The organism is Butyrivibrio sp. XB500-5, assembly GCF_003625505.1.
Lineage (GTDB): Bacteria > Bacillota > Clostridia > Lachnospirales > Lachnospiraceae > Butyrivibrio.
Genome location: NZ_RAIS01000005.1, coordinates 277,853 through 301,539, shown reverse-complemented (window position 1 = coordinate 301,539; position 23,687 = coordinate 277,853). Strand labels below are relative to the sequence as shown.

22 protein-coding genes are annotated in these 23,687 nt (G+C 39.9%); 20 read left to right on the top strand and 2 right to left on the bottom strand.

Annotated elements, in window-relative coordinates:
• A partial coding sequence (locus D6856_RS15205; protein WP_199704147.1) for a hypothetical protein occupies positions 1–255 on the top strand: 255 nt, incomplete at its 5' end.
• Between the two features lie 155 nt (positions 256–410).
• On the opposite strand, the gene D6856_RS10965 is transcribed toward D6856_RS15205, so the two are convergent.
• Complete coding sequence (locus D6856_RS10965; RefSeq protein ID WP_120686922.1) at positions 411–1,208, bottom strand: hypothetical protein; 798 nt, start codon at positions 1,206–1,208, stop codon at positions 411–413.
• Positions 1,202–1,900: an ABC transporter ATP-binding protein gene (locus tag D6856_RS10960; protein ID WP_092249301.1), complete on the bottom strand. Its 699-nt coding sequence runs from the start codon at positions 1,898–1,900 to the stop codon at positions 1,202–1,204. The genes D6856_RS10965 and D6856_RS10960 overlap by 7 nt, the downstream gene beginning before the upstream one ends.
• 198 nt (positions 1,901–2,098) lie before the next feature.
• On the opposite strand from D6856_RS10960, the gene D6856_RS10955 reads away from it, so the two are divergent.
• From D6856_RS10955 to D6856_RS10865, 19 genes are all read left to right on the top strand, one after another.
• A complete protein-coding gene (locus tag D6856_RS10955; protein WP_120686921.1) occupies positions 2,099–2,461 on the top strand; it encodes a GntR family transcriptional regulator in 363 nt (120 codons plus the stop codon).
• A 32-nt stretch (positions 2,462–2,493) separates the two neighbouring features.
• Complete coding sequence (locus tag D6856_RS10950) at positions 2,494–3,195, top strand: ABC transporter ATP-binding protein (RefSeq protein ID WP_120686920.1); 702 nt, start codon at positions 2,494–2,496, stop codon at positions 3,193–3,195.
• Positions 3,189–3,908, top strand: coding sequence for a hypothetical protein (locus D6856_RS10945; RefSeq protein WP_120686919.1), 720 nt, complete (start codon positions 3,189–3,191; stop codon positions 3,906–3,908). Before D6856_RS10950 ends, D6856_RS10945 begins: the two co-directional genes overlap by 7 nt.
• A gap of 30 nt (positions 3,909–3,938) precedes the next feature.
• Complete coding sequence (locus D6856_RS10940; RefSeq protein WP_120686918.1) at positions 3,939–6,200, top strand: extracellular solute-binding protein; 2,262 nt, start codon at positions 3,939–3,941, stop codon at positions 6,198–6,200.
• 178 nt (positions 6,201–6,378) lie between these two features.
• A complete protein-coding gene (locus D6856_RS10935) occupies positions 6,379–6,972 on the top strand; it encodes a hypothetical protein (protein ID WP_120686917.1) in 594 nt (197 codons plus the stop codon).
• A gap of 198 nt (positions 6,973–7,170) precedes the next feature.
• Positions 7,171–7,863, top strand: a complete 693-nt coding sequence (locus D6856_RS10930) for a hypothetical protein (RefSeq protein WP_120686916.1) — start codon at positions 7,171–7,173, stop codon at positions 7,861–7,863.
• A gap of 18 nt (positions 7,864–7,881) precedes the next feature.
• Complete coding sequence (locus tag D6856_RS10925) at positions 7,882–8,574, top strand: hypothetical protein (RefSeq protein ID WP_120686915.1); 693 nt, start codon at positions 7,882–7,884, stop codon at positions 8,572–8,574.
• Between the two features lie 27 nt (positions 8,575–8,601).
• Complete coding sequence (locus D6856_RS10920) at positions 8,602–9,273, top strand: hypothetical protein (RefSeq protein WP_120686914.1); 672 nt, start codon at positions 8,602–8,604, stop codon at positions 9,271–9,273.
• A gap of 277 nt (positions 9,274–9,550) precedes the next feature.
• The gene (locus D6856_RS10915; RefSeq protein ID WP_120686913.1) at positions 9,551–10,279 is read left to right on the top strand and encodes a hypothetical protein; all 729 of its coding nucleotides are present in this window, start codon (positions 9,551–9,553) and stop codon (positions 10,277–10,279) included.
• 124 nt (positions 10,280–10,403) lie between these two features.
• Positions 10,404–11,075 (top strand): hypothetical protein, encoded by a 672-nt coding sequence (locus D6856_RS10910; RefSeq protein ID WP_120686912.1) that lies wholly within the window; start codon positions 10,404–10,406, stop codon positions 11,073–11,075.
• 155 nt (positions 11,076–11,230) lie between these two features.
• Entirely contained in the window at positions 11,231–12,154 is a 924-nt protein-coding gene (locus D6856_RS10905; RefSeq protein WP_120686911.1) for a bile acid:sodium symporter family protein, read from the top strand.
• 135 nt (positions 12,155–12,289) lie between these two features.
• On the top strand, positions 12,290–13,048 hold the full coding sequence (locus D6856_RS10900) for a hypothetical protein (RefSeq protein ID WP_120686910.1): 759 nt from the start codon (positions 12,290–12,292) through the stop codon (positions 13,046–13,048).
• A gap of 21 nt (positions 13,049–13,069) precedes the next feature.
• Positions 13,070–14,221, top strand: a complete 1,152-nt coding sequence (locus D6856_RS10895; protein ID WP_120686909.1) for a hypothetical protein — start codon at positions 13,070–13,072, stop codon at positions 14,219–14,221.
• A gap of 135 nt (positions 14,222–14,356) precedes the next feature.
• The gene (locus D6856_RS10890) at positions 14,357–15,055 is read left to right on the top strand and encodes a hypothetical protein (RefSeq protein ID WP_120686908.1); all 699 of its coding nucleotides are present in this window, start codon (positions 14,357–14,359) and stop codon (positions 15,053–15,055) included.
• 157 nt (positions 15,056–15,212) lie between these two features.
• On the top strand, positions 15,213–15,929 hold the full coding sequence (locus D6856_RS10885) for a LytR/AlgR family response regulator transcription factor (protein WP_120686907.1): 717 nt from the start codon (positions 15,213–15,215) through the stop codon (positions 15,927–15,929).
• Between the two features lie 5 nt (positions 15,930–15,934).
• Complete coding sequence (locus D6856_RS10880) at positions 15,935–17,260, top strand: sensor histidine kinase (protein WP_120686906.1); 1,326 nt, start codon at positions 15,935–15,937, stop codon at positions 17,258–17,260.
• 531 nt (positions 17,261–17,791) lie between these two features.
• Entirely contained in the window at positions 17,792–20,788 is a 2,997-nt protein-coding gene (gene lanM, locus D6856_RS10875; RefSeq protein ID WP_120686905.1) for a type 2 lanthipeptide synthetase LanM, read from the top strand.
• Positions 20,789–20,809: 21 nt separating this feature from the next.
• Entirely contained in the window at positions 20,810–21,553 is a 744-nt protein-coding gene (locus D6856_RS10870) for a flavodoxin family protein (protein WP_120686904.1), read from the top strand.
• Entirely contained in the window at positions 21,550–23,670 is a 2,121-nt protein-coding gene (locus tag D6856_RS10865; RefSeq protein WP_120686903.1) for a peptidase domain-containing ABC transporter, read from the top strand. Before D6856_RS10870 ends, D6856_RS10865 begins: the two co-directional genes overlap by 4 nt.
• Positions 23,671–23,687 lie beyond the last annotated feature (17 nt).

Genomic DNA, 23,687 nt, shown 5'->3' with positions numbered 1-23,687 from the left:
GTCGGAACATTGATCTTTGAACTTAATTATGACAATCAAGCAAAAGAAATCTTAGAAGGCCAACGCCGTTACAGAGAGCAGATGAACTCTCAATATACTGCAGGATACACCGATGCTGAAGAGAAATACGAGCCCGAGCTTGCGCAGAAAGAATCTAAAATTTCTGAGCTGTGCGATGAAAACACCGAACTTCGTGACGAAAACGCCGAATTAAAGAGAAAAATTGCCGAACTCGAAAAGGCTCAAAGAAGCTAATACCATACAAAGCGAGCTAGATGCCTGCTGAACACGGAAAGGATGATACCAAGACACAGCTTACTGATGCGAAGACACAACTTACCGCTGCAAAAATATAAGAACAAATGATTAATTACAAAATGCCGGATCATACGATCCGGCATTTTGTATCCTCAATCCAGATTGAGCTGTTTATTTGATGTGAATATCGATGCACCGTAGAAGACTGCGATCAGCGTTACTGAGTAGACTACGGTTTTTACAAGCATTTCAGTTAAGTAGCTAAAGCCGTCGTATCCTCCGAGTGATTCGGGTGAGAAGAACAAGTTGCCGTAGTTAAGGCTAAAGGATATGATCATCAAAACAAAGCTTGTGGCGAAGTAGCAAAGTACCGCGCCTAGGATCTTGTGTTTGCTCCAGAGCTGGCCGATGCTTATGCAGAAGAAGTATGTCATAAGTGTGGCGAAGCTTCTGAGTATCCAAGCGAAAGCACATTGGAGTGCAAGTACTGAGACATTATAATCTCCCGAAACGGACATGAGATCATCCAAAAATTCTTTTACGTAGGGAAGGCCTCCGGGGATAGTAACTGCTGAAAAAATGCAGAGCCCCATCGATAAAGAAACGAGTGCCGACCATACGCATCCTGTTATCATTCTTGAAGAAACAACCTCGGTGATGCTTGCGGGAAGTGTGAATGACAGGTATCCCTGTGAGGTGTAAAGGCTCTTGTAGTAATGTACCACGAGGTAGATCACCGAAGCCATGTGAAGTGCCGAGAGCACCATGGCAAATCCCAGTATTCCGAAAACCAGAAGGAATTGACCCACACCGTCTTCCAAAGATTCCGAGGCAACCAAAAATTTAAAGAACAATCCGCCTACAAGTCCGATGGCGATAGTGATCGCGCATATAAGCGACATTATTACCCATGTATTCTTAAATTCGTGTTTGATAAGTGTTCCTAGCATCTGTACACCTCCCTGAATAATTCATCAACCGATTTGCCGCTTTGCATTCTTAAGGCTTCAACGGGCTGATAAAGTCTGATGTTGCCGTACTGTAAAAAGATGGCTTCATCAAGCACCTGTTCCACGTCGGTTATAAGGTGCGTGGAGATGAGGATGGTTGCGGAAGGATCGTAGTTGTTAATTATAGTATGTAAAATGTAATCTCTTGCGGCGGGATCAACGCCTGCTATGGGCTCGTCAAGGACGTAGAGTCTGGCTCTTCTGCTCATTACGAGGATGAGCTGAACTTTTTCCTTGGTTCCTTTTGAAAGAGTCTTCATCTTGAGCTTGGGATTGATGTTAAGATTCGAAAGCATCGCGTAAGCTCTGTTAGCGTCGAAATCTCTGTAAAAATCCATGAACATGGCGATCGCGGCTTCAACAGTCATGCTGTTATCAAGATAGGTCGTATCCGGAAGATAGGATACGATTGCTTTACTCTGAGGGCTGACGGGATTACCGTCTATGAGCACTGTGCCGGAAGTTGGTTGTAAAAGACCGCATATGATCTTAATGAGAGTTGTCTTTCCGCTTCCGTTTGGTCCAAGCAGGCCCGTTATATGTCCGGAGCCGATGGAAAGGTTGATGTTTGAAAGAGCCTGTACGTTGCCGTATCTCTTAGATAAACCTTGTATTTCCAACAGATTATACATTTTCTCTTCTCCTTATAAAAATAACTATTATTAATACAATAATCGCGCAGATGAGGTTGGTCAATATTTTATTGCGGATTAATTACTAAATATTAAAAAGGTGTTGACAAGATTTTGAAATTGCACTATTGTATTATTGTACTAAGTGATTAGTACAGTAATACAGAATAAAATTTATATAGAAAGGAACAGAGTACTATGCCATGGAACCTTAATTCGGACAGCCCAATATTTGTCCAGATTATTGAGCATCTACAGATTGATATTGTTTCGGGTAAGTACAAACCGGGAGATAAGCTGCCGAGTGTTCGCGACCTCGCAGGCGAAGCCGGCGTAAACCCAAATACAATGCAGAAGGCACTCAGTGACCTGGAATCGACGGGGCTAGTTCACTCAGAAAGAACCAGTGGCCGTTTCATAACGGAGGACGATAACATGATTAAAAACTTAAGAAAGTCACTTGTGGACGTACAGATCGAAAAATTCTTCAAGAGCATGGAAAAGCTCGGATATACGGGAGAAGAGATCATGGAACTTGTAAAAGAATACGCACAAAAATGATTTGAACAACAATTATTTAGAAGGAGAGAAGTATGAATAATCTTTTAGAAATTCAGGGATTATCTAAGACATATGGAAGAGTTACGGCATTGAATGATGTAAGTCTTTCGATCGAACCGGGACACATAATCGGTTTACTTGGTCCCAACGGAAGCGGAAAGACAACGCTTATTAAGATAATATGCGGATTGTTGCAGGCTAACAGCGGAACAGTACTTGTTGACGGTAATCCCGCAGGAACGGCAGACAGCAGAGCGGTAATATCCTATCTGCCGGATCAAACTTACCTTGACGGGGATATGACAATTAAAGCCATAGTTGAGATGTTCAAGTACTTTTATGAAGACTTTGAAGAGGACAGAGCGATGGAGATGATTTCAAGTCTTAATCTTGATCCGAATGCCAAGCTCAAGACTCTTTCAAAGGGTAACCAAGAAAAAGTACAATTGATGCTTGTGATGAGCCGCAGAGCCAAGCTCTACATTCTTGATGAGCCTATCGCAGGCGTAGATCCCGCAGCAAGGGATTACATTTTACGAACCATTATAAGTAACTATGAACCTACAGCTTCGATGATAATCGCAACTCACCTCATTTCCGAAGTCGAGCCTGTGTTGGATGAAGCTATTTTCTTACAGAACGGCAGTATCAAGCTCTTTAAGCCTATTGATGACATAAGAGCTGAGGAAGGAATGTCGGTTGATGAATTGTTCAGGGAGGTGTTCAGATGTTAGGAAAACTTATTAAATACGACTTTAAAAAGACAGCGCCGGTAATGGCATTACTGTGCGGTATAACCATACTGTTGGGGATAGTGTGCAGCATATTGCAACATTGGTCTCAAGATACAGAATATGCACTGATTGAACTATTGGGATTGATGGTACTATGTGTGATCGCACCTCTGCACATGATCTCAAAATACTACTGCAAGAGTCTTTATACAAACGAAGCATACCTGACATATACTTTTCCGGCAAAAAACAAAGTGATCGTTTCCTCTAAGATCATTGTTACCTTAATATGGGCGACAATTTTTTGCGCATCGGCGTTCATCTCTTTGGTGGCACTTACGCCTGAATCGATCATGCATGTCATTAACGAAGGCATAGATCCGAAAGCGGCGCTTACGATAATATACCTACTTTTTGTTATGTTTCTCATGGGCATCGCAGGGGTTATGGCACTGATCTTTAGCATATGCATCGGAAATCTGTGGCGCAATCACAGTACGATCGGAACGATACTTTGCTTTACAGTATTAGGTTTTACTTTGATGTTCATTTATTTGAAGAATTTAGGCATGAGCGTGGCACATCGCGGCGATCACTTTTGGGGATATGAGGATCTTTTTTGCATACAGAACCTTGTTTGCTCAATAGTATTTATAGCAATATTCTTTGTTGCTACCGTAAACATTACAAGTAAAAAGCTCAATCTGGATTAAGTCGGGGAATTTTTATAAAAGGAGAGAAAAATGAAAAAGGAAAGAAATATTAAGACACGAAGTGTCATAGGGAAAGTGACATGTATTCTTCTTACATTGACACTTGGAATGACAGCTTTTACCGGATGCGGTAAAAAGATTGATTCTGCATCGGCTTTTGAGGAAGCCAAGACAATTGATAAGAACTACATTTACAAACAGGAAGATTTTGCCAAGGTCCTTAATGATGGCGATAAGGTGACTACCCTCGGACGTAACGGCGACAGAATAGTGTCAATCTGCCATAGCGCAGAAGGTACATTTAAGTACATTTCATTTAATACGGACGGATCTGATGTTCAGTCCGCAGATATCGGAGGACAGAAAGATGATTATATAACTACATGCACTTTCGATAATGACGGAAATGCCTATATGGTATACAGAGAATGCAGCGATGATGGAGTAACAGGCTCATTTCTTGAAAAGGTTACTCCTTCGGGAGAGGTTGTTTACAAATATGATATAACAGAAGAACTTGAGAAAAATTGGGAATATCTCAGAACTATGACATGGACCGAGAAACACGGCCTTGTATGCGCTATGTTGGATGGCCTTGCGACTTTTGACGAGCAGTCCGGATTTAAAGTGATAGTAGACAAAAAAGCTTTAAGCGGCATGGGCGGAATTACGAATGTTCTCGAACTTGCGGATAATAAGCTGTTTGTAAATTATTTTGATGAAAAAAGTTATGATCAATCATTCGTTATAGTTAACGCTGAAAACAATAAAGTAGAAAAGAAACTCGGCGGTTTTGAGTCACACGGATACTATACCTTCTTTAAGGATGAAAACAACACATTATATGGGGCGGATTCAGACGGAGTTTATAAATATAACGAGCAATCCGACACGGCTGATAAAGTGCTTGATTACACAGACTCATACATCAGTTCCGATCAAGTGATGTCACAAGTAGGATTTATTGCCTTAAATGAAAAAGAGATTCTTGCGGATACCAGTGCGGATTATAATGCACCCGATTCGCTTGTAAAGCTTACCAAGGTAAATCCTGAGGATGTGAAAGATAAAACCATAATTACATTATCTGCTCTGTATCTGGAGAAACAAATTAAAGATCAGATTTTGGAATTCAACAGAACAAACGATAAGTATGCTATAAAGATAATTGATTACAGTGAGCTTGGTAATGGCAACTACGAAGACATTATTAAGCAGTTTAACCTTGACCTTACTGCCGGAAAAGTGGCCGATATCATGTGCTTTTCCGGAAATGAATCTGCTATAGAAAAGTACGCCAATAAGGGTATACTGCTTGATCTTGCACCTGCTTTTGAGCAAGGCGGACCTTTGGGAGATCTTGAGATACTTCCCAACATCAAAGAGATGATGAATTATAACGGCAAGACTTATACATTCATCCCTACGTTTGAGCCCATTACATATGTGGTCAGAGCAGAAGATGCAAACGGTAAAACATCTTTGTCATACAAGGACTGTGATGAGCTTATAAAAAGCAGAGGAACGGATTATAAAGCCGCGTTTGGTTCACTAAACACAAGAATGAGTGTCTGCTCATATTTTTGGGTATATTACGGAAAAGAATTCCTCGATATCAAGAGCAAGAAGTGCAACTTTGATACACCGGAATTCGTTGAGTTTTTGAAATTTACAAATAACTTCCCCGATGAAGAACCGGTTGATGTAGTTAATGATTATGATATCGATGCGCCATACACCACGGGAGATGCAATATTTTACGGCTTGGGATTCAGAAATATATGGGAATACGCTAAGCTTAAGCAGGTTATATTTCATGGTGATATTGAGATGGTGGGATGTCCCAATAATCTCGGAAAGAATCTGGCTGCGATCCAGGGGCCTTCATTTGCTATAAACAGTAAGACAGAGCATATGGATGTTATTTACGATCTTATCAGAGATATGATGACTGCAAATACACAATCAACAGGCGGCTTTTCTCCGGTAAAATCCGTATTTGAAGAGCAGCTTCAGTCAGCCACCAAGGAAGCAAGTGATAATGATACTTTTGCAAACACATATGATCCTGTGACCTTCGAGGATATAAAATTAGATCCTTTATCAGAAGATGATGTTAAGAAGTTTTATGATTATGTAGTTGCAATAGATACATTTGCAAGCGTTAACATGCAGATTTCAAATATTATTATGGAAGAGGCTTCGGCATATTTCAAAGGGGAAAAGACTGCAGAAGAAGTTGCAAAGATTATTCAGAACAGAGTCGGCGTTTATATCGATGAAAACACCTGATAGAAGTACTTTTTAATTAAAAAAGAGTTATAACAAAAGGCGGAAACTCAGCAGTGGCGCAGAGTTTCCGCCTTTCTATGTCTGGACGGATAAAAGATAATGATGATATACTTAGACCCATGGGGCTTTATGGCTTCCATGTTTTAACGGTTATAGTTAAAAGGAAAGGAGAAAAAACATGAAGAAAAAATTAGCAAAGGTAGCATCGGTATTTGTAGGATTACTTGCACTGAATCTTTTCGCTCTGGCGGCATATATCATCCAGATGGAATACGCCCCCGAATCACTCAGGGCCTTTACCGGGGCTGAAGCGGGCGTGTCAAAAGTTCTTGAGCCGAGACAGGCAGCTGCAATATCTTTTGCCAAATCAGGAACTGTTACCAAGAAGGCAACTAAGAGTGATTATGATGAGACCATCAGATCTCTTAAGAAGGGTCAGGGATATGCACTTGTTGAGCTTAAAGGTTTTAACGGTAAGCTTCTTGCTGTAGCGGATAAAGTGTATGACGATCCCGATTACGGAATCTGCGCATTAAGTGTAACTATATACGGTAAGCTAGACGGTAAGGTTACAAAGCTTGGTGAGACTCTTCCTACAGGAACGTCAAGTCCTATTGCGGTCATTGATGGAGAGCTTTATATTTGCAAACCCAGAAACTGCTTAACATATTCTGTTGCAAGTAACGGAAAAGAGCTCGTGCAGAAAGATTACGGCGATCACTTTAGTAAATATAAGAAAGCAAAAAAGCTCAATTTTACTAAGGTAAAATGATCTGAAAAGATAGGTTTTTGCTAACAAAAATAAGAATTGCCAAAGGGCGGAAACTCAGCAACCATGCGGAGTTTCCGCCCTTTTTGTCTGGACAGATCAAGTGATATGATGTTATACTTGCATCGGGAAAGAGACTTTGGTTTTTTTAGACTTCCTTTCTTTTTTATGACGGTTATAAAACGGAAAGGAGAAAGAAACATGAGAAGAAGAGGTACTCAGGTACTGGCAGGCCTTTTCACAGCGGGGATGATAGCTGTTACAGGACTTGCGGGTGCACAGTCAGTCATGGGCGTCTGTTCGATCGAAACTGTTGATAAGAAGATGGAATCGAACTTAGTTGACAGCGCCTTGTCTAAGAGCGGCAATGCTAAAGAAATCGGTACTACTACGAAGTTCAAGAGCCTTGACGCCGTCGTAAAATCTCTGAATTCAGACGAGGGATATACGTATACTAAGGTTGCCGGCTACAGTGGAGACGTGCTTGTTGTAGCACATCGTAGGGATGGTAAGGGGATGTTTAATCCTGAAGATGGCTATTATGAAACAACATGCGCGACTTTCTATACGGAGAATAAGTCCGGAACTGTAATTAATGCCGGAACTCTTTATTCCGGAGGACCAATGTATCCTATAGCGATAACTAAAGATGGTGTTGTTTACGCAAGTTCCAATTATACTTTCGAAACTTATATGTTGTCATCGGATGGAAGCGAACTTGTGCATAAGGATTATGTTCAAGCAACTTATGGCGATGGTGAAAGTTTTTGGGGATATTTTAGACCCGGAAATACATCTGCCGGTGAAACAAAATTCAAGGGTGGTGAACGTGATTTTGTTGCCCTTTATGATTCAATAGACACAAAAACCATCAAAGTTAAAAAGGCAAATTAATATAAAAGGAGAGAGAATATGAAGATGAAAACACAGGCGGTAGCAGCACTTTTTGCAGCAGGGATGATGGCACTGACAGGATTTGCAGGAGTGCAGTCAATCTTAGGCGGAACGATTACGGCTGTTGAGAAAACTATGGAGGAGAACGAGGGTTCAGGACTTTCAGAGAGCGGAGATGCCGGTGAGGTTGGATCGGTTACAAAGTATAAGAGCCTTGATGAGATAGTGAAATCTTTGGACGAGGGCTGGGGATATGCGTATGTAAAGATTGCCGGATATCCTGAAAAAGCTCTTGCGGTAGCACCTTCTGATGATGCATTTGCGGATCGCAGCGGAATTGTTTATCGTGACGGAAAGGCAGTAGCCGGTTATGTAACAATATACACAAAGAGCGCCAACGGTAAGATCGTTTGCGCAGGATCACTTAAGACCGGTGTATCCAAGAACTATTTCAACATGGACAAAAACGGAGTTATCTATGTTTTACCCGGAAATAATTATGAGACATATTTCCTTTCAGTGGACGGAACAGAGTTATTGCATAAGGATTTCATCCAGGTGGACAAGAGTACTATGGAAACAGCTTGGGGATATACCAGAGCTACAAACAAAGACAAAACGGTTGAGAGAGACTTTACTTTGGCAGAATTCCAGGAATATTGCAAAAAGGCTCCTCATGAGGAAGGCTACGTAAAATTCACAGTAAAATAATAAAAAAAGGGAAAGAGGGAAAAAGATATGATCAGAAAAAGTATGAAGTTGGCTGCAGCTGTAATGGCAGCAGGAGTATTTGCGGTAACAGGATTTACAGGCGTTCAGGCAGTAAGCGGACTTGCTAGTGTCGAGACAGTTGAATATGTCATGAAGGAAAACGCTGCGCGTGAAGGTGTATTAAATGCGAGTAGTGCAGGAACTATCGTGAAAGATGCGGATGATCTCGGTGATATTCCGGTAAAAAAAGGCCAGGGATATAAGTATGTTTATCTCAAGGGCTTGCAGGGAGAAGCTTTACTGGTAGCTGACCATCCTATGGAGAATGATAATAACAGAGCTAGTCAGGCGAAGGTGTATGTTCAAAAGGACGGAGGACCGGTCGTATACGTTGGAGAGATCAATACCGGAGCAACTTCTCAGGTGATCAAAATATCCGGTAACGGAGTGATCGTGGCTCGTACTACATACTCATTTGAATCATTTATGATATCAGCTGACGGAAAGAAACTCGAAGCTAAGGATAGTATCAGCTTTGTTAATTCTGATGATGGAAAAAGCCAGATTTACACCGGATATACCAGAGCTAAGGATTTAAACAGCCCCAAGGTTACTTTTGCAGGTACACAAAAGGATTATGGTAATCTTGAAAAAACATTGTTTGGAAATGTTGAGCCTATTTCATTTAAAGTGAAATAACAATAATAAAGCAAGGGGTAACATTTAAAAAGCACGTTTGGAAGCGGAAACTTGATTTTATCGATGAGTTTCTGCTTCTTTTTACTGGACGAACGTGCGGATATATGTTACTATGTTACACGTAAAGAGACTTTTGACTTTCCATCACTTATATGACGGTTATAATACCAATGGGGAAACAAATAAGTGATATATATGATAAAATGCATGGAGTATGTGTGTGCATGCTCCTTGTTTTTTTATAAAAAGTCTTATATAAGGAAAGGAGAAATTGAATATGAAGAAGAGAGGCGTACAGCTTGCTACAGGACTTATCTTTGCAGGAATGGTTGCAATGACAGGTTGTGGTAGCGCACAGACAACCGGAGCAGAGGCTCCTGAGACAACAGGTGTGGAGACAGAGGCTCCCGCTACAGAGGTTGCTGAGCCTGAGGCAGAGGCACCTGCTGCAGAATTATCTGTTGATACAGAGTCTGTTGATGTACCTATGGAGGAGAACGAGTCTGCGTTGTCAGCTAGTGCACAGACAGGAACTCTTACAAAGTTCAAAAATCTTAAAGAGGTAGAGCAGTCTGTTACTAAGAATCAGGGATATGCTTATCTTAATGTTCAGGGTGCCAAAGTTGCTGTCATCGCGGTAATAGATGATATAAGTGGTGGCGGAGCGAGAGCAATGTCATTCTACACAAAAAAGGATGGAGAAGATAAGGTATATTTTGCCGGAACACTTACTGCAAAGTATAGAATGATAAACGGTAGCGGTATTATCTTAGCATGTGCAAATTACACTTATGAAACTTATTTCTTATCACCGGACGGAACAAAGCTTGAGCATAAGGATTATGTTGAGCGTGGAGAAGGAGAATATTGTAAAACAGCATATTTCAGAAAGAACAATACTTCGCCTCAGGAATATCGCACAGCAAGTTCCTTGGAGCTTGATGCATTGCAGAGAAATTTCTTTAATAATGAAAAGGATATAGTATTCACAAGAGGCACAAAGTAATAAAGAGTAATTCCCCGGAACAGGGTTAAAAGTTCACCTTGAGGCAATGCATGGAGTGCTGCTGAATGCGTGCTCCATGCATTGTTTTTACAAACGCTTATAAAAAGGAAAAGGAGTATATGATATGAAAAATAGAGTATTAAAGCTTGCGACAGGTCTTTTGACTGTTGGAGCTCTTGGAGTGGCAACTATGATCGGTTCACAGGCAGTTGGTGTAGTTGAGACTACCGCTGTTGTGATGAAGCAGAATGATGCTTCCAGTTTAACCGGAACAGAAGATTGTAAAGAGGTTACCAAGTATAAGGACCTTAAATCTTTTGAGAAATCTTTAGGAAGCGACAAGAAGGTCGCATATATTTACAGTAAAGGCTATCAGGGAACAGTTCTTTTGGTAGCAAATGCCAAAGACGTATACACTCGCGATACTGAGTATTCAGATGATAAGGCGAAGAATTATTGCAGTGATGCAATGTTCTATACAGAGGTCGGCGGTGTAGTAAGATGTATCGGTCGTCTTAACCCTGAAGGATCTGGCGGAGATATAAGTATAACTGATAATGGTATTATTTTCGCAACAGGAAAACGTGATGGTCTTGAATCATACCTTGTATCAAAGGACGGCATGGATGTCGTGCATAAGGATTACCTTGAATATAGCAGTGGTTGGGGCTATTACAATGAGTCAAATGATCAGAGTAAGAGAGTTGAATTTACAAATGACCAGACACTTATAGATAAGATCCAGAATCTTAGGGATAAGGCTAAGATTGTTGAGTTCCGCGCGCCTGAGAAATGATACGGTCTCGGCGGATAAGGTTAGTGGTTTATAAAAGACACTAAGATCAATCCCACAAAAATTAAATTCGATCGTCCTTGAAATACCTTCCGGTGAGGGCTATGATATTGGGTAATACAGGTTTTATCCAATATGTTAGGAGGGTTTTTTGTAGTATGAAAAAAGTAAGTGATTTTGTGGGAAAGTACATGGCTATCATTGTACTTGTTGTTGCGGTGCTGGCGCTCTTTGTGCCACAGAGCTGTCTCTGGATTCAGACGAGCTGGATCAATTATCTGTTGATGCTTGTTATGTTCGGAATGGGACTTACTCTTAAGCCTGTGGATTTTGCGCTTGTGTTTAAAAGACCTAAAGAGATCCTGATAGGTGCTCTTGCGCAGTTCACGATAATGCCTCTTTTGGCATTTGCGCTTGGTAAGATCTTCGGTCTTGAGGTTGGTCTTCTTGCAGGTGTTATCCTTGTAGGAACATGCCCCGGTGGAACAGCAAGTAACGTTATCACATATCTTAGTAAGGGTGATGTTGCTCTTTCTGTTGGAATGACAAGTGTCAACACACTTCTTGCACCGTTCCTCACACCGGCTATCACATATATGCTTCTTAGAACAACGGTATCCGTTGACGTAAAGAGCATGTTTATCTCGATCATCAAGGTTGTTATCATACCGATCGCACTCGGACTTATCATCAATAAGTTCTTTGGAAAAGTAACGGAGAAGGTGGTTACAATATTGCCGGTTGTATCGGTTGTTGCGATCACTCTTATCGTTGCGGCAGTTGTATCTCATAACGCAGAGAGAATTCTTACTACAGGTGCCATCGTATTTGTAGTTGTTATTCTTCATAATCTGCTTGGATATCTTCTTGGATATTTCCTCGGAGTTCTTCTTAAACTCCCTGTGTCCAAAAAGAAAGCTCTTTCTGTTGAGATCGGTATGCAGAATTCGGGACTTGCCACATCATTGGCAACTACAGCTTTCCCCGATCTTGCAATGGCAACTGTTCCGGGAGCCATCTTCTCTGTATGGCATAATATCTCGGGAGCAATTCTTGCAAATATCTTAAGAAAGTTTAACTAATTTGTAATATTCATCCGAATATGATATACTAGTGCATGGAAGTATATTCTTCCGTGCACTTTTTTGTTTGTAAGCATTGTTCTTTGGGGAAGGAACAGTGATTTTGTTTTGATTGTAATATGAAAGGAAAGAGTAATGAGAAAGGATATTATAAATAGGGCGAGAGCTCTTTTGATAATAGCGACGATTCTTATATTGACGGGTTGCGTGGGCAATCCGCAGGAACCAAATGACAGGGTGACGATTGACGATCCGAACACTATCGTATTAAACGGTGGTGACGATAACTCTGAAGAATCTGAAGAATCCGAAGAGGAGTATGAGGAAGAAGGAGAGACACCTGACGAAACAGAAGCAGAGCCTGAAGAGGATGTGCCTTTACCGGCGGATTTTGTGCAGAAGGCAGCAGGTAAGACGGAGTTTGAGAGTTTTGATGAGATTATTTCTTATCTTACCAAGGGACAGGGATATGCTTATGTTAGGCTGGACGGTTGTGACGAGGATATGCTTTTGATCACGGATATCATTTATCCTTACAAGGGTGTCATTACTTCAAATCAGGCTTCAGTCTATTCAAAATCCGGAGATGTATACATAAATCAATGCAGTATCGCAGGCACTGATAAAGACTATCCGCTTGCGGTTTCGGGTGATTCACTTTATACCTATGACGATTACAACTATAATGTGTATTTTATAAATCCGGAATCGAAGGCGCTGGTTACGAAAGAGCATTTTTATCAATCGGATGTGACTCCCGGGCAGTACTTCGGAAGCTACAGAGAGCGCGCCACCGATGAATATACTGAGTTTAACGGTGGGCAAGAGGAGTTTGAACAGTTCAGCAATAGTTATTTTGAATCGGAAGTTGTAGTTTTTACAGCGGTTGAGTAAAAGATAAAGTGAGGAAATATTATGAGAAAAAATATATTTTGTAAGACGACAGCTCTTTTGACAATGGCAGCTATGCTGCTGATGACGGGATGCGGAAACGGCTCGGACGGTGCCGGTGCGGCTTCTTCCGGAAGCTCTGCGGTTTCCGATAACGGCGAAGTTTCTGAGAGTACAAATGAGAAATCGGAGAATGCGGGAACTCAGCTTGCAAATCCTTGGAGAGATGCTACCGAGGAAGAGGTCGGATATATTACGGAAAGCTACTTTAAAATTCCGGAAGGTGCTACAAATGTAGTTTGCAGCACGATGGATATTGAGGGGAGTGAGTACCATCTTTATCAGGTAACTTTTGATCTGGATGGGAATAATTTCACTGCCAGAGTGGAGTACGGAGCTGAAGAGTATGCCGATATTTCGGGAATGAATTATGAGTGGACTTCGACAGATGAGGGCAAGCTCGCCGGATGGGGCGGCGGAAACATGGAGGCGAAGTTCTACAGATATGTGGGCGATGAGTGCGCGGATCTTTGCACTTGGTACGATATCGAGATCGGTATCGCGTACAGTCTTTCTACTGTAGCTAAGGATCTTGATGGCTTCGACATTCAGGCTGTTGCGGAGGCGATGTATCCGGGCGATACGGTTTTGCTTGATGATTTTGTACAGCAGGCTGCGCAGAAGGAAACTTTTGAAAGCTTTGACGAGGTGATTTCTTATCTCACCGAGGGTCAGGGCTATGCGTATCTCAAGGTCATAGGACACGAGGGCGATGTGCTTGCGGTAACGGACTATGTCTATAAGAATGATGATAAGACCAATGCTTCGATCGGAGCGACTTTGTACGGAGAGGTTAACGGAGAGATCAGGAGCCTTGGTTATGTGGGTTCCGCCGGAACAGGTTATCCTTTGGCGGCCTCGGACGGTTTGATTTATGGTTGTAACCCGCATTCTTACGAAGTGTATTTTTTCAATCCCGAAGGAACGGGAGTTATGCTGAAAGACAACATCAGTGAAATATATGATGAGGCCGGCAATGCAAGTTACTCGGGAATTACGAGAAAGACCAACAACTTTGATGATACCGTGGAATTTACCGGCGGAGAAGCTGAGTACAATAAATATTGGGAGAATTACTTTAACGCGGAAGTGATCAACTTTACGGTTGTTAAGTAACAAGATTATAGAGTGAACTGTAATAACAATGTCGTTCATTCCTCAAATGATGTCTTTCGTTCCTTTTATGTTTAGAACAGGCATATTTTGTATAAGCTTGATTTGAGCACTTGATAAATGGGAGAGGAGACAGATATGAGGATAAAAAATTTAGTAGCAATCTTCACTGTTGCAATTACACTTGTAACTGTTGGTTGCGGTGATAAATCTCCAATAGAATATGCAGCTCAAGGGAGTAATACGGGAGATTCCGCCACTGAAAACTTGAGCGTAGAAACTGAATCAGATAAGGATTTCACACCCGGTGTGATCAAGGAAAATACATACGAAAACGCCTTTTTTAATGTAAAGATCAGTATTCCTGACGACATGCGTTTTTTTGATAATGATGAGCTTGCGGAAATAAATGATGTAGCCAGCGCATATACAAGTAACGAGACGGTTAAAGAGGCTATGGAAATCAGCCGAAGTTCAATAGTGGCTTACGCGGCAAAAGATGACGGCACAACTTTTAATGTATCTTTATCATCAGCCGGCAAGATGACTACAGCGGTATTTAATGAAAGGGCTGTAGTTGAGGGAAGCAAGCAAATGACGATCAATGAATTTGAAGGTATCGGTTACAGTGATATTGATGCTGCAGTCGAGACTACGAATTTTCTCGGAGAAGAGCATTATGCTCTTGTGTTAAAAGGAAATAATCAGTCCGGGGATTATCATGTTAAAGCAATTGCACTGTTAAAGGATGGATACATAGCAACATTCACGGTCGGAAGTCCTTCCGAGGAAGGCTTGCAAATATTGGATAATGCGGTAAAAATAAGCCAATCATAAATGGGGGACACATATTTTAACACGAATACAAAACACGTGTTGCATAACATTTGAAATTTTGTGTGATTTTTGGCATAATATAAGCAAGGTAGCTTGGGGAAGGCACCTTGCTTTTTTCTATACAACTTAATATTCATAAACTATGAGGAGAGAGTAAATGGTTAAAATTGCAGTATGCGATGATTCAGAGTTTATGCGTGGAGAGGTCAAAAAGCGAATTCTGAATTATTCAGTCAAAAAAGATTTTGATTATTCAATTAATGAGTATGACTCAGGCGATAAGCTACTCGAATCCGGTGAAAATTATGATCTGATCTTTATGGATTATGAGTTTGAAAATAATGGTGACAATGGCCTTGTCACTGCAAAGAAAATACGTGAGCAGGATAAGAATTCCGTCATTGTTTTTGTGACAAGCTATCCCTCAATTGTATTTGATTCTTTTGAAGTCGGAACGTTTCGGTTTCTGACAAAACCGATAGATGATAATAAGTTCTATGATGTTCTGGATGCTTTCTTGCAAGCAATGGAAAAAGACAATGTACTTAAGATCAGACTTGACGGTGAAAATCATTTTTTCAAAGAAAGCATAATTTCTTATGTTGAAGGTATGGGCAAAAACTGTATCTTACATTTCTGCGACGGACGTGAAAACATGGAGTGTCATGAGACACTCGGTGCTATTGAGGAGCGTCTTTCATCCCAAAAATTCTACAGAGTTTACAAATCATTTTTAATTAATCTGGCGCAAGTGGATTCGTATAATCATGACGAAGTCACTATGAGTACGGGGGATAAAGTTCTTATAAGCAGACTCAAATACAAAGAGTTTAATACTATTTATTCTGAATATCTTGTAAATGAGGGGGTATAAGATAAATGGATGGTTTAGGACTGATGCTGGGGATAAATGCGTTTAGCGCATTGATTAATTTTATTGTCTTTTGGATTATACTTGACAAATTCTTTGAGTTTCAAAAAACAAAGTGGAGGAACAGTAATTGGATATGGATAATGCTTTATCTGATCATTTCACTGATTTCCGCTCCTGCGAATATCATTTTGTCTTGGGATCAAAACGATATGGCGATAAGGTTTACAGTGTATATATTGACGCTGGGAAGGCTTATTCCGTTTTTTATGGCAAAATATGGGTTTAATCTAGAGTTATTAATAATAATCCCATTTTATGAAAATCTTTTTGATGTTATTTCTATTAATCTCAGTTTATTTATCAATGATTCGATTGTTGGATTATATGATGGTTCCGGCGGAAATGTCTCACGGATTGTTGTGGGGCTGACAACGCTTATTTTATTTAATGTTTTAATATATAAAAAGCATTATAGCTATTTTAAAGCCTGGTTTACTAAGTTGACTATCAAAGAGTATATTATAGTATTCCTATTAACATTTTCGTGTACTTATATAGAGGTGGTATTAGTTCAAATGGATAATATTAGACTGATACTAAAAGTATTTAGTGTTGCGTCAATTGTACTAATGATGATATTGATACCACATATAAATACGGTTCGAAATCAGAATACATCTATGAATGCTATGATCGGTAATCTGAAGGAACCAATGAAACAGATAGCTGCGTCGTACATTGAGATGCATGAGAAGAATACGGAACTTAGAAGATTTAGGCATGATACGAAAAATTTATTGTTGGCACTTCATTCTCTTATAGCTGAGAGAAAATATGATCAAGCGTCTGAATACATCAGTAAAATGCAGGAGACGATGGAAATAACAAAAGAAAAAGAATTTGATACCGGAAACTTTATCGCAGATGCATTGCTTGAGTATAAAGGAAAACTTGCTTCGAAGAAGGGCATAACTATGACTATGGAAGGATGCATCCCGGTTAATAAGGTAGAGGATGTAAATCTTGTGATACTTATCTCCAATCTTCTGGATAATGCTATTGAAGCAGCTGTGAGAGCAAAGGGAGAAAAAAAGATAGATATTCAGTCTATATTAAAGAAAAACATATGGATTTTGTCTGTAAAGAATTCCTGTATAGACGATGTAGTTATTAGAGGGAATAGGATTGAGACTACAAAGAATAATAAAGAAGCACATGGATTTGGCCTTTCGAATATCGAGAGGGTCACACGAAAGTATGATGGAAACTTAAAGATTTCTTGTGAGAATAAAATGTTTACAGCTATAGCTACTTTGATGTTGACGGTTTAATAATACAGTTAATTCCAAATACGACGCAATTCGTTCTCACAAACGATATTGCGAACAGTTTTTGGTATTATATGGTTGTAAAAAGTAATGCAGGAACCGATTAACAAAAAAAGGAGGGTGAGATAAAATGAGTATTATAATTCATGTTTCAGCTTTGATGGCTTCTTTGAGCTGTGTATGTCCTGGTATTATGACTATTATTACTCCACCATTTGGTATGTGATTGAACTGTTATGGACCGGGGAAGGCGGGATACCGATGGCACCAAAAAATGGCAGGCATCGGTATCCTGCTTTTTGTTATTCTATAAGAAAATAAGACCATAATAAGTAACCGACATACCGTCAGGGAACCAACTGCAAAAAAATGCAGTTGGTTCCTTTTTTGTTTTCGTTAACTCCGATACGGGTTATTGGCAGCTGCAGATTGATAACATATGTACATCAGGTGATGCAAGTGTTGATCGCCTTTAAAAATAAATGCAGGAAACTATTATCAATAACTGATTGAGGAAGGGTTGGTTAGATAATTATGAATGAAATGATCGGAAGAGCAAGAACAATTGAAGAAAAGCGCCGTAGCTATAACGGACATAATGATGTCGATTACAGCTATTTAAAAGAGTGGCGTGATGTAAGGACATTGTTAAAAGACAAACCGTTCAATGAAATGCTCAAAGAGAACAATATGACAGAAGAAGAATTCGCTTATGCACTTCAACCTGAAGTCGATATCAAGAAGCAGGAAGGCGATGAGTGGTTCGACACGTTCACTGAGATCATGGACGGCTTTAAAGATGAAATGATTGATACGGCAGCAGGAATCGGACTTACGGGTATTCCGTTTACTCTTTATCTGAGAAAGAAATTAAATGAGGCTGTTAAAAACCTTAAGCATGTAAAGGTGAGTGAAAAAACGATACAAGCGTTTATTCAGAGCCATGTGACAGAGATGTTTATGGTGTTTGGAAAGCTAACAGCTTTAAGACTTGCAATATATAAGGAACATCATAAGTTCAGAGCAAGAAATGAAAAGAAGCAGTTCACGGAGTTTTTGAAGAATTCTTTCGGAAAGAAAGAAGATTTTATCTCGTTTTATGAGAGTTATCCGGTAGCAGCAAGGGTTGCTACCGTAAGAACTCTTTTTATGATAAAAAACTACACGAATATTCTTGAACACCTTGATAAAGATCATAAGGAAGTTGAGAAATTCATTGGAAGTAAGAAGCTTACATTAACGGATATTAAGTTATCTACAGGGGATTCCCATGCGCAGGGTAACTCCGTTTCCATACTTAAGTTTGATGATAAGAAGCTTGTATATAAACCCAAGGATCTTAGGATAAATCAGGCGTTTGAATCGTTTGTGGATTGGTATACCAAGGCATCCGGAATGCTTGAAGTTAAGATCCCTAAGGGAATCTATAAGGAAACGTATGCGTATAACGAATTTATAGAAAAGAAATACTGCAGATCAGAGGAGGAAGTTGAAAGATTCTATACCAGATACGGATATCTGGTGGCTCTCTGCTATCTGTTTAATATAAATGATCTTCACCTTGAAAACTTAATAGCGAACGGAGAATATCCGGTCATCATTGATATGGAGACTCTTTTCCAGGTTCCCACAAAAGTGATGGAAGATTCGGCAACTTTTGATATGACCAAGAGATTGGAAGTTGAGTCGGTGGCTGCTTCAATGCTGCTTCCGAGACAGGTACACGTTGGTACGGATAAGGATGTCAATATGAGTGCTCTCAACGGAAAAGGCGGAGAAGCTTCGAATAAGATCCTTGCACCGAAAAATATGGATACCTCAAATTTTCATTATGAAAACGTAAAGGGATATTTTACCGGAGGAGACAATATTCCACAGTATGATGAGGAGAAAGACGTTGATGTTTCAAAGTATAGCCTTGTGATCATTGAAGCATTTGATCAGTTTATGCAGTTTATCCTTGAAAATAAGAACGCTGCGCTTAAAGAACTTGAGGCGTTTAAAGGCAAACAAGTAAGAGCACTTTTTAAATCGACGGAAAGATATGCATCAATGATCCGCTATGCAGATCATCCCAACTATAACGAGGATATGAAGTATAGGGAAAGACTCATGATGAATATCTGGGCATATCCGTACGTAGATAAGAGGATCATAAAAAGTGAAGTGAATGACTTGCTGTTTAATGATATACCGATCTTTTTTGCAAAAACAGATTCAAAAGATGTCATAGACAGTCATGGAAAAATATATTTTCATTTTTTGGATAAATCAGGTTATGAGCTTGCGCGTAGAAAACTCATGCATCTTAGCGACAAGGAGATAAGACTTCAGAAGACAATCATGATGCTTTCTCTTGGAATTGTCGATCCGTATCTCAACAGAGAAATCGGACGGACGGGGATCATACAGGAAGCAAAGAAAATCGATTATCTCGCTCAAGCCAAAAGACTTGCTGATGAGCTTATAAATAAAGCTTATGTAAAAAATAATGAATGCTCGTTTGCATCTCTTGACAGAAATGATAACGATCATTGGGAATTGCATCCGTGTAACGTAAATCTATATGGAGGATTTGGCGGAATTGCAGTATTGTTCCTGGAATTGTATCGAGCAACAAAAGATAAGAAGTATATTGATTTTTACCATATGGTAATGGGATCGGCAATAAAAATAGCCGGTAATTCGGATATTTCAAGTGCGTTTTCCGGGAGGCTTTCATTGATCTATCCGATGCTTTTGGAAAAGAAATATTTAAGGCGGGTCAGAGATAGAGAGTTTCTGAAAAAAGTGGTCAAGATCTTTAATAAATTAACCAAAGAAGAGCTGGAAGAGTATGAGCATCACGATTATGTAAGAGGTATTTCGGGAATAGTCAGGATATTAAATTTGATCAGGAGCTATTTTCCCGGTCTCAAACTGACAGAAGACACACTTGATAAATATATAAATCTGCTTACAGATGAGGTTAATAAGGAATATGTGAGCGGAAACTCAAAAGCAGGAATTGCGCATGGTATAAGCGGAATGATGTATGGCCTGGTATCCGGCGGAAAGTACGATTCAAAGGAAGTAAAAAAGCTTCTGGATCATGAGTTTAATCAGGAAGTTAGTCCCGAGAATGCTTTTAAATGGAACGAAGGTTATCCCGGTATGATCCAGGCAAGAATTGCAATGAATCGTATCGATAGTCGCGTTGTTAATAAGAGGCAGTTAAACACTCTGATCAAACGATTTGAAACGCTACTTAATGAATCGCTCGGATCCGATGCGCTCTGTCAAGGAACCGGAGGAATAGTAACTACTCTGAAAATGCTATATGAGTATACGCATGATGAAAAATGGATGGACTATCTCAAGAAGTGGATGTCCGACATGTATATGAATTCACTTTATAGCGGATACAGAGTCGCTAAAGTGAGTGACATTGAAAGTATCGGCATGTTTGAAGGAATATCCGGAGTTGCCTGGTCATATCTGTACGCGGCGCTTGATATAGACAATGTATTGCTGCTGGAGATGGGTGAGTAAACGGAAACGAGGTAGCTATATATGAAAAAGATTTTTGTACTTAACGGAAGTAGGCAAAAGAAAGGAAATACAGCAACCTTTATCAAAAGAATAACGGAAAGACTTGATGAAGATGTATTTGAAGTTGAATATGCACATCCTCAGGATTATAAGATAGCTCCGTGTTTGGGCTGCTCTAAGTGTTTCTTGAATACGAAATGTGTAAGTGATGATGATCTTGAGAAATTACAAAAAAAGATATTGGAATCGGATGTTTTTATTATTGCATCACCTGTTTACATGCATTATATGACGGCTGATCTTAAGTTGATAATCGATAAGCTGTCGTGGTGGGCGCATACGTTTCGCCTCCAGGGTAAGCCTGTTGTGATATTAAGCACATGCTGCAGCAACGGACACGGTACGGTGATAAGTCCACTTAGTAAACTCATCACCCATATGGGCGGAAATGTTATCGCAGGCTCTAATGCCGCACAGGAGCCGGATCAGCTTAAGAATGAAGAGTGGATGGAAGAAGTATCTTCGGAGATTGCAAGCCGAATAAGGAAGTATGCGTTTATTCCGCATGATTCAAACGAAGATATTGAAATGGTATTCAAATATACAAGACCGGGATTTCTCAAATACAGGGAACAATTGATGAAAGATGAAGCGATGCCTAAATATGAAGAATACGAATATTGGAACAATACCGGAATGATAAATTTTGACACATTTGAAGATTATTTAAAAGAAAAATATAAATGCGAGGAGGTAGTGGTTTGAGAGTAAGATTTCAACAACAATGTGAACACTCTGAATGCGGACTTGCATGTGCCTCGATGATGATTGATTACTTTGTAGACAAAACAAAACTATCGGGGATGCGAGAACGATATGGTGTTCCAAACGGTGGATATAACCTTTTACAGATTCAACAAGTATTAAAAGAAAACGGAGTGTTATCAAGAGCAATCAAGATCGGTATTGAATCACTTAAGGCTGTGCCAAAGCCTTTCATAGCCTTTTGGGACAGAAAGCACTTTGTAGTGGTTGAGAAGGTGAATAATAAGTCTATCTCACTGGTAGACCCTGCATCGGGAAAGAAGACAATAAGTACGGATGAATTCGGTGAACATTTTTCTAATATAGTTCTTTATTCCGAAGTTGAGAGTCAGAGGCATTTTCAGATGCCTAAGCTCCATCCGGCGCTTGTGGAAAATGCCAAAAAGAACAGAAAGTTATTGATGACGACATTGATCTTTTCATTGGTGATGCAGTGTATGAGTTTGGTTGTTCCTATGGCGATGAAAAATCTTGTTGATGGAATAGAAGAAACCAGGTTCCCGACGTTGGGAGTGTTGTTTATTGCCTGCTTTGGATTGATTGCAAATTATTATGTTTTTAATCTGATACGAACGCGAGTGATAACAAAGCTTCAAACGGCATTTGATAAGGGCTTTTTGGGAGATACTATAAAACAGCTTTTGGATCTTCCGTATTCCTACTTCGTTAACAGAAGTAAGGGAGAACTTGTATATAGGATTAATTCAAACACATATATCAGGCAGGTCATCATAGATCAGATGATAGCGCTTGTAATAGATATTATTTTCTTCTTCCTATATTTGGGAACAATGCTGTGTATCAGTCCGGTCCTTGCGGTATTTACGCTCTTTATTGCAGCCTTGCTTTGTTTTGTATCGTATATGAATACCAAATTAAACAGGAAGATCGCACAGAATGAGATGGTAGTTACGACCAAGTCACAGGACATGATAAATGAGATGGTAAATAATATCTTTACGGTTAAGTCTACCAATGCTCAAAAGAATCTGTTTGAAAAGTGGAAAGAAAACTTTGATAAGCAGATTGGTCTAGAGATATCTCGTTCAAAGTATCAATCTTTTTTGGCTAACGCGACGCAAACTATTCAGATTTTCTATCCATTATGTATTTTTATTGGTGGTCAGGCGTTGGCAATGGATGGAGTAATTACAACCGGAGATATAGTTGCTTTTAATGCTATAGGAGCGGCTTTCCTTGGTCCTATTATTTCAATCATGGCTTCATATGGCCAGATAGTTATGGTCAAAATATACATGGAAAGATTGCTAGACATAATGGATACTCCAAATGAGACGGAAACAGAGGGAAAAGAGCTTCCCGCCGAACAGTGCAGAGAAGTAAGAATGGAAGATGTTTCGTACAGGTACAGCTTGTTTTCTGACTATTCCATATCTGACATTTCCTTAAAGATCAAGCCTAACGAAAAGGTGGCGATAGTCGGAAGCAGTGGTTCCGGCAAGTCAACAATGCTTAAGGTTATGGCAAGCCTTTATCCTACATCCAAGGGACGCGTCCTTTATGAGAATAAAGATGTCAGAGATTTGAATATACACAAATTAAGAGAAAAGGTTGGAATCGTTCTTCAGGAAAGTATGCTATTTAGCGGAAGCATCAGAGAGAACATCACAATGGGAAGAAATTTCACTGATGAGGAGATTAATAAGGTAATAGATGCAACTAATCTAAATGGATTGGTGAGTAGCTTCCCGCTTGGACTTGAAACCAGAATTTCTGAAAGTGGTCAGAATCTGTCAGGTGGACAGAGGCAGAAGATCGCTATTGCCAGAACGATCATTTCAAATCCTCAGATAGTATTTCTTGATGAACCTACCAGCGCGCTTGACAATACTTCGGAAAAGATTGTCATGGATCATCTTTTCCATATGAAGTCCACGCTTGTGGTGGTGGCACACAGACTTTCTACAATCAGAGATTTTGACAGAATTATCGTTATGGATAAGGGAAGAATTGTGGAAGAAGGAAATCACGAAGAACTTCTGGCGAAGAACGGACATTATGCGAAACTTTACAGAAAGCAACCTAAGACTGCGTAATACGCACAGTTGGAAAG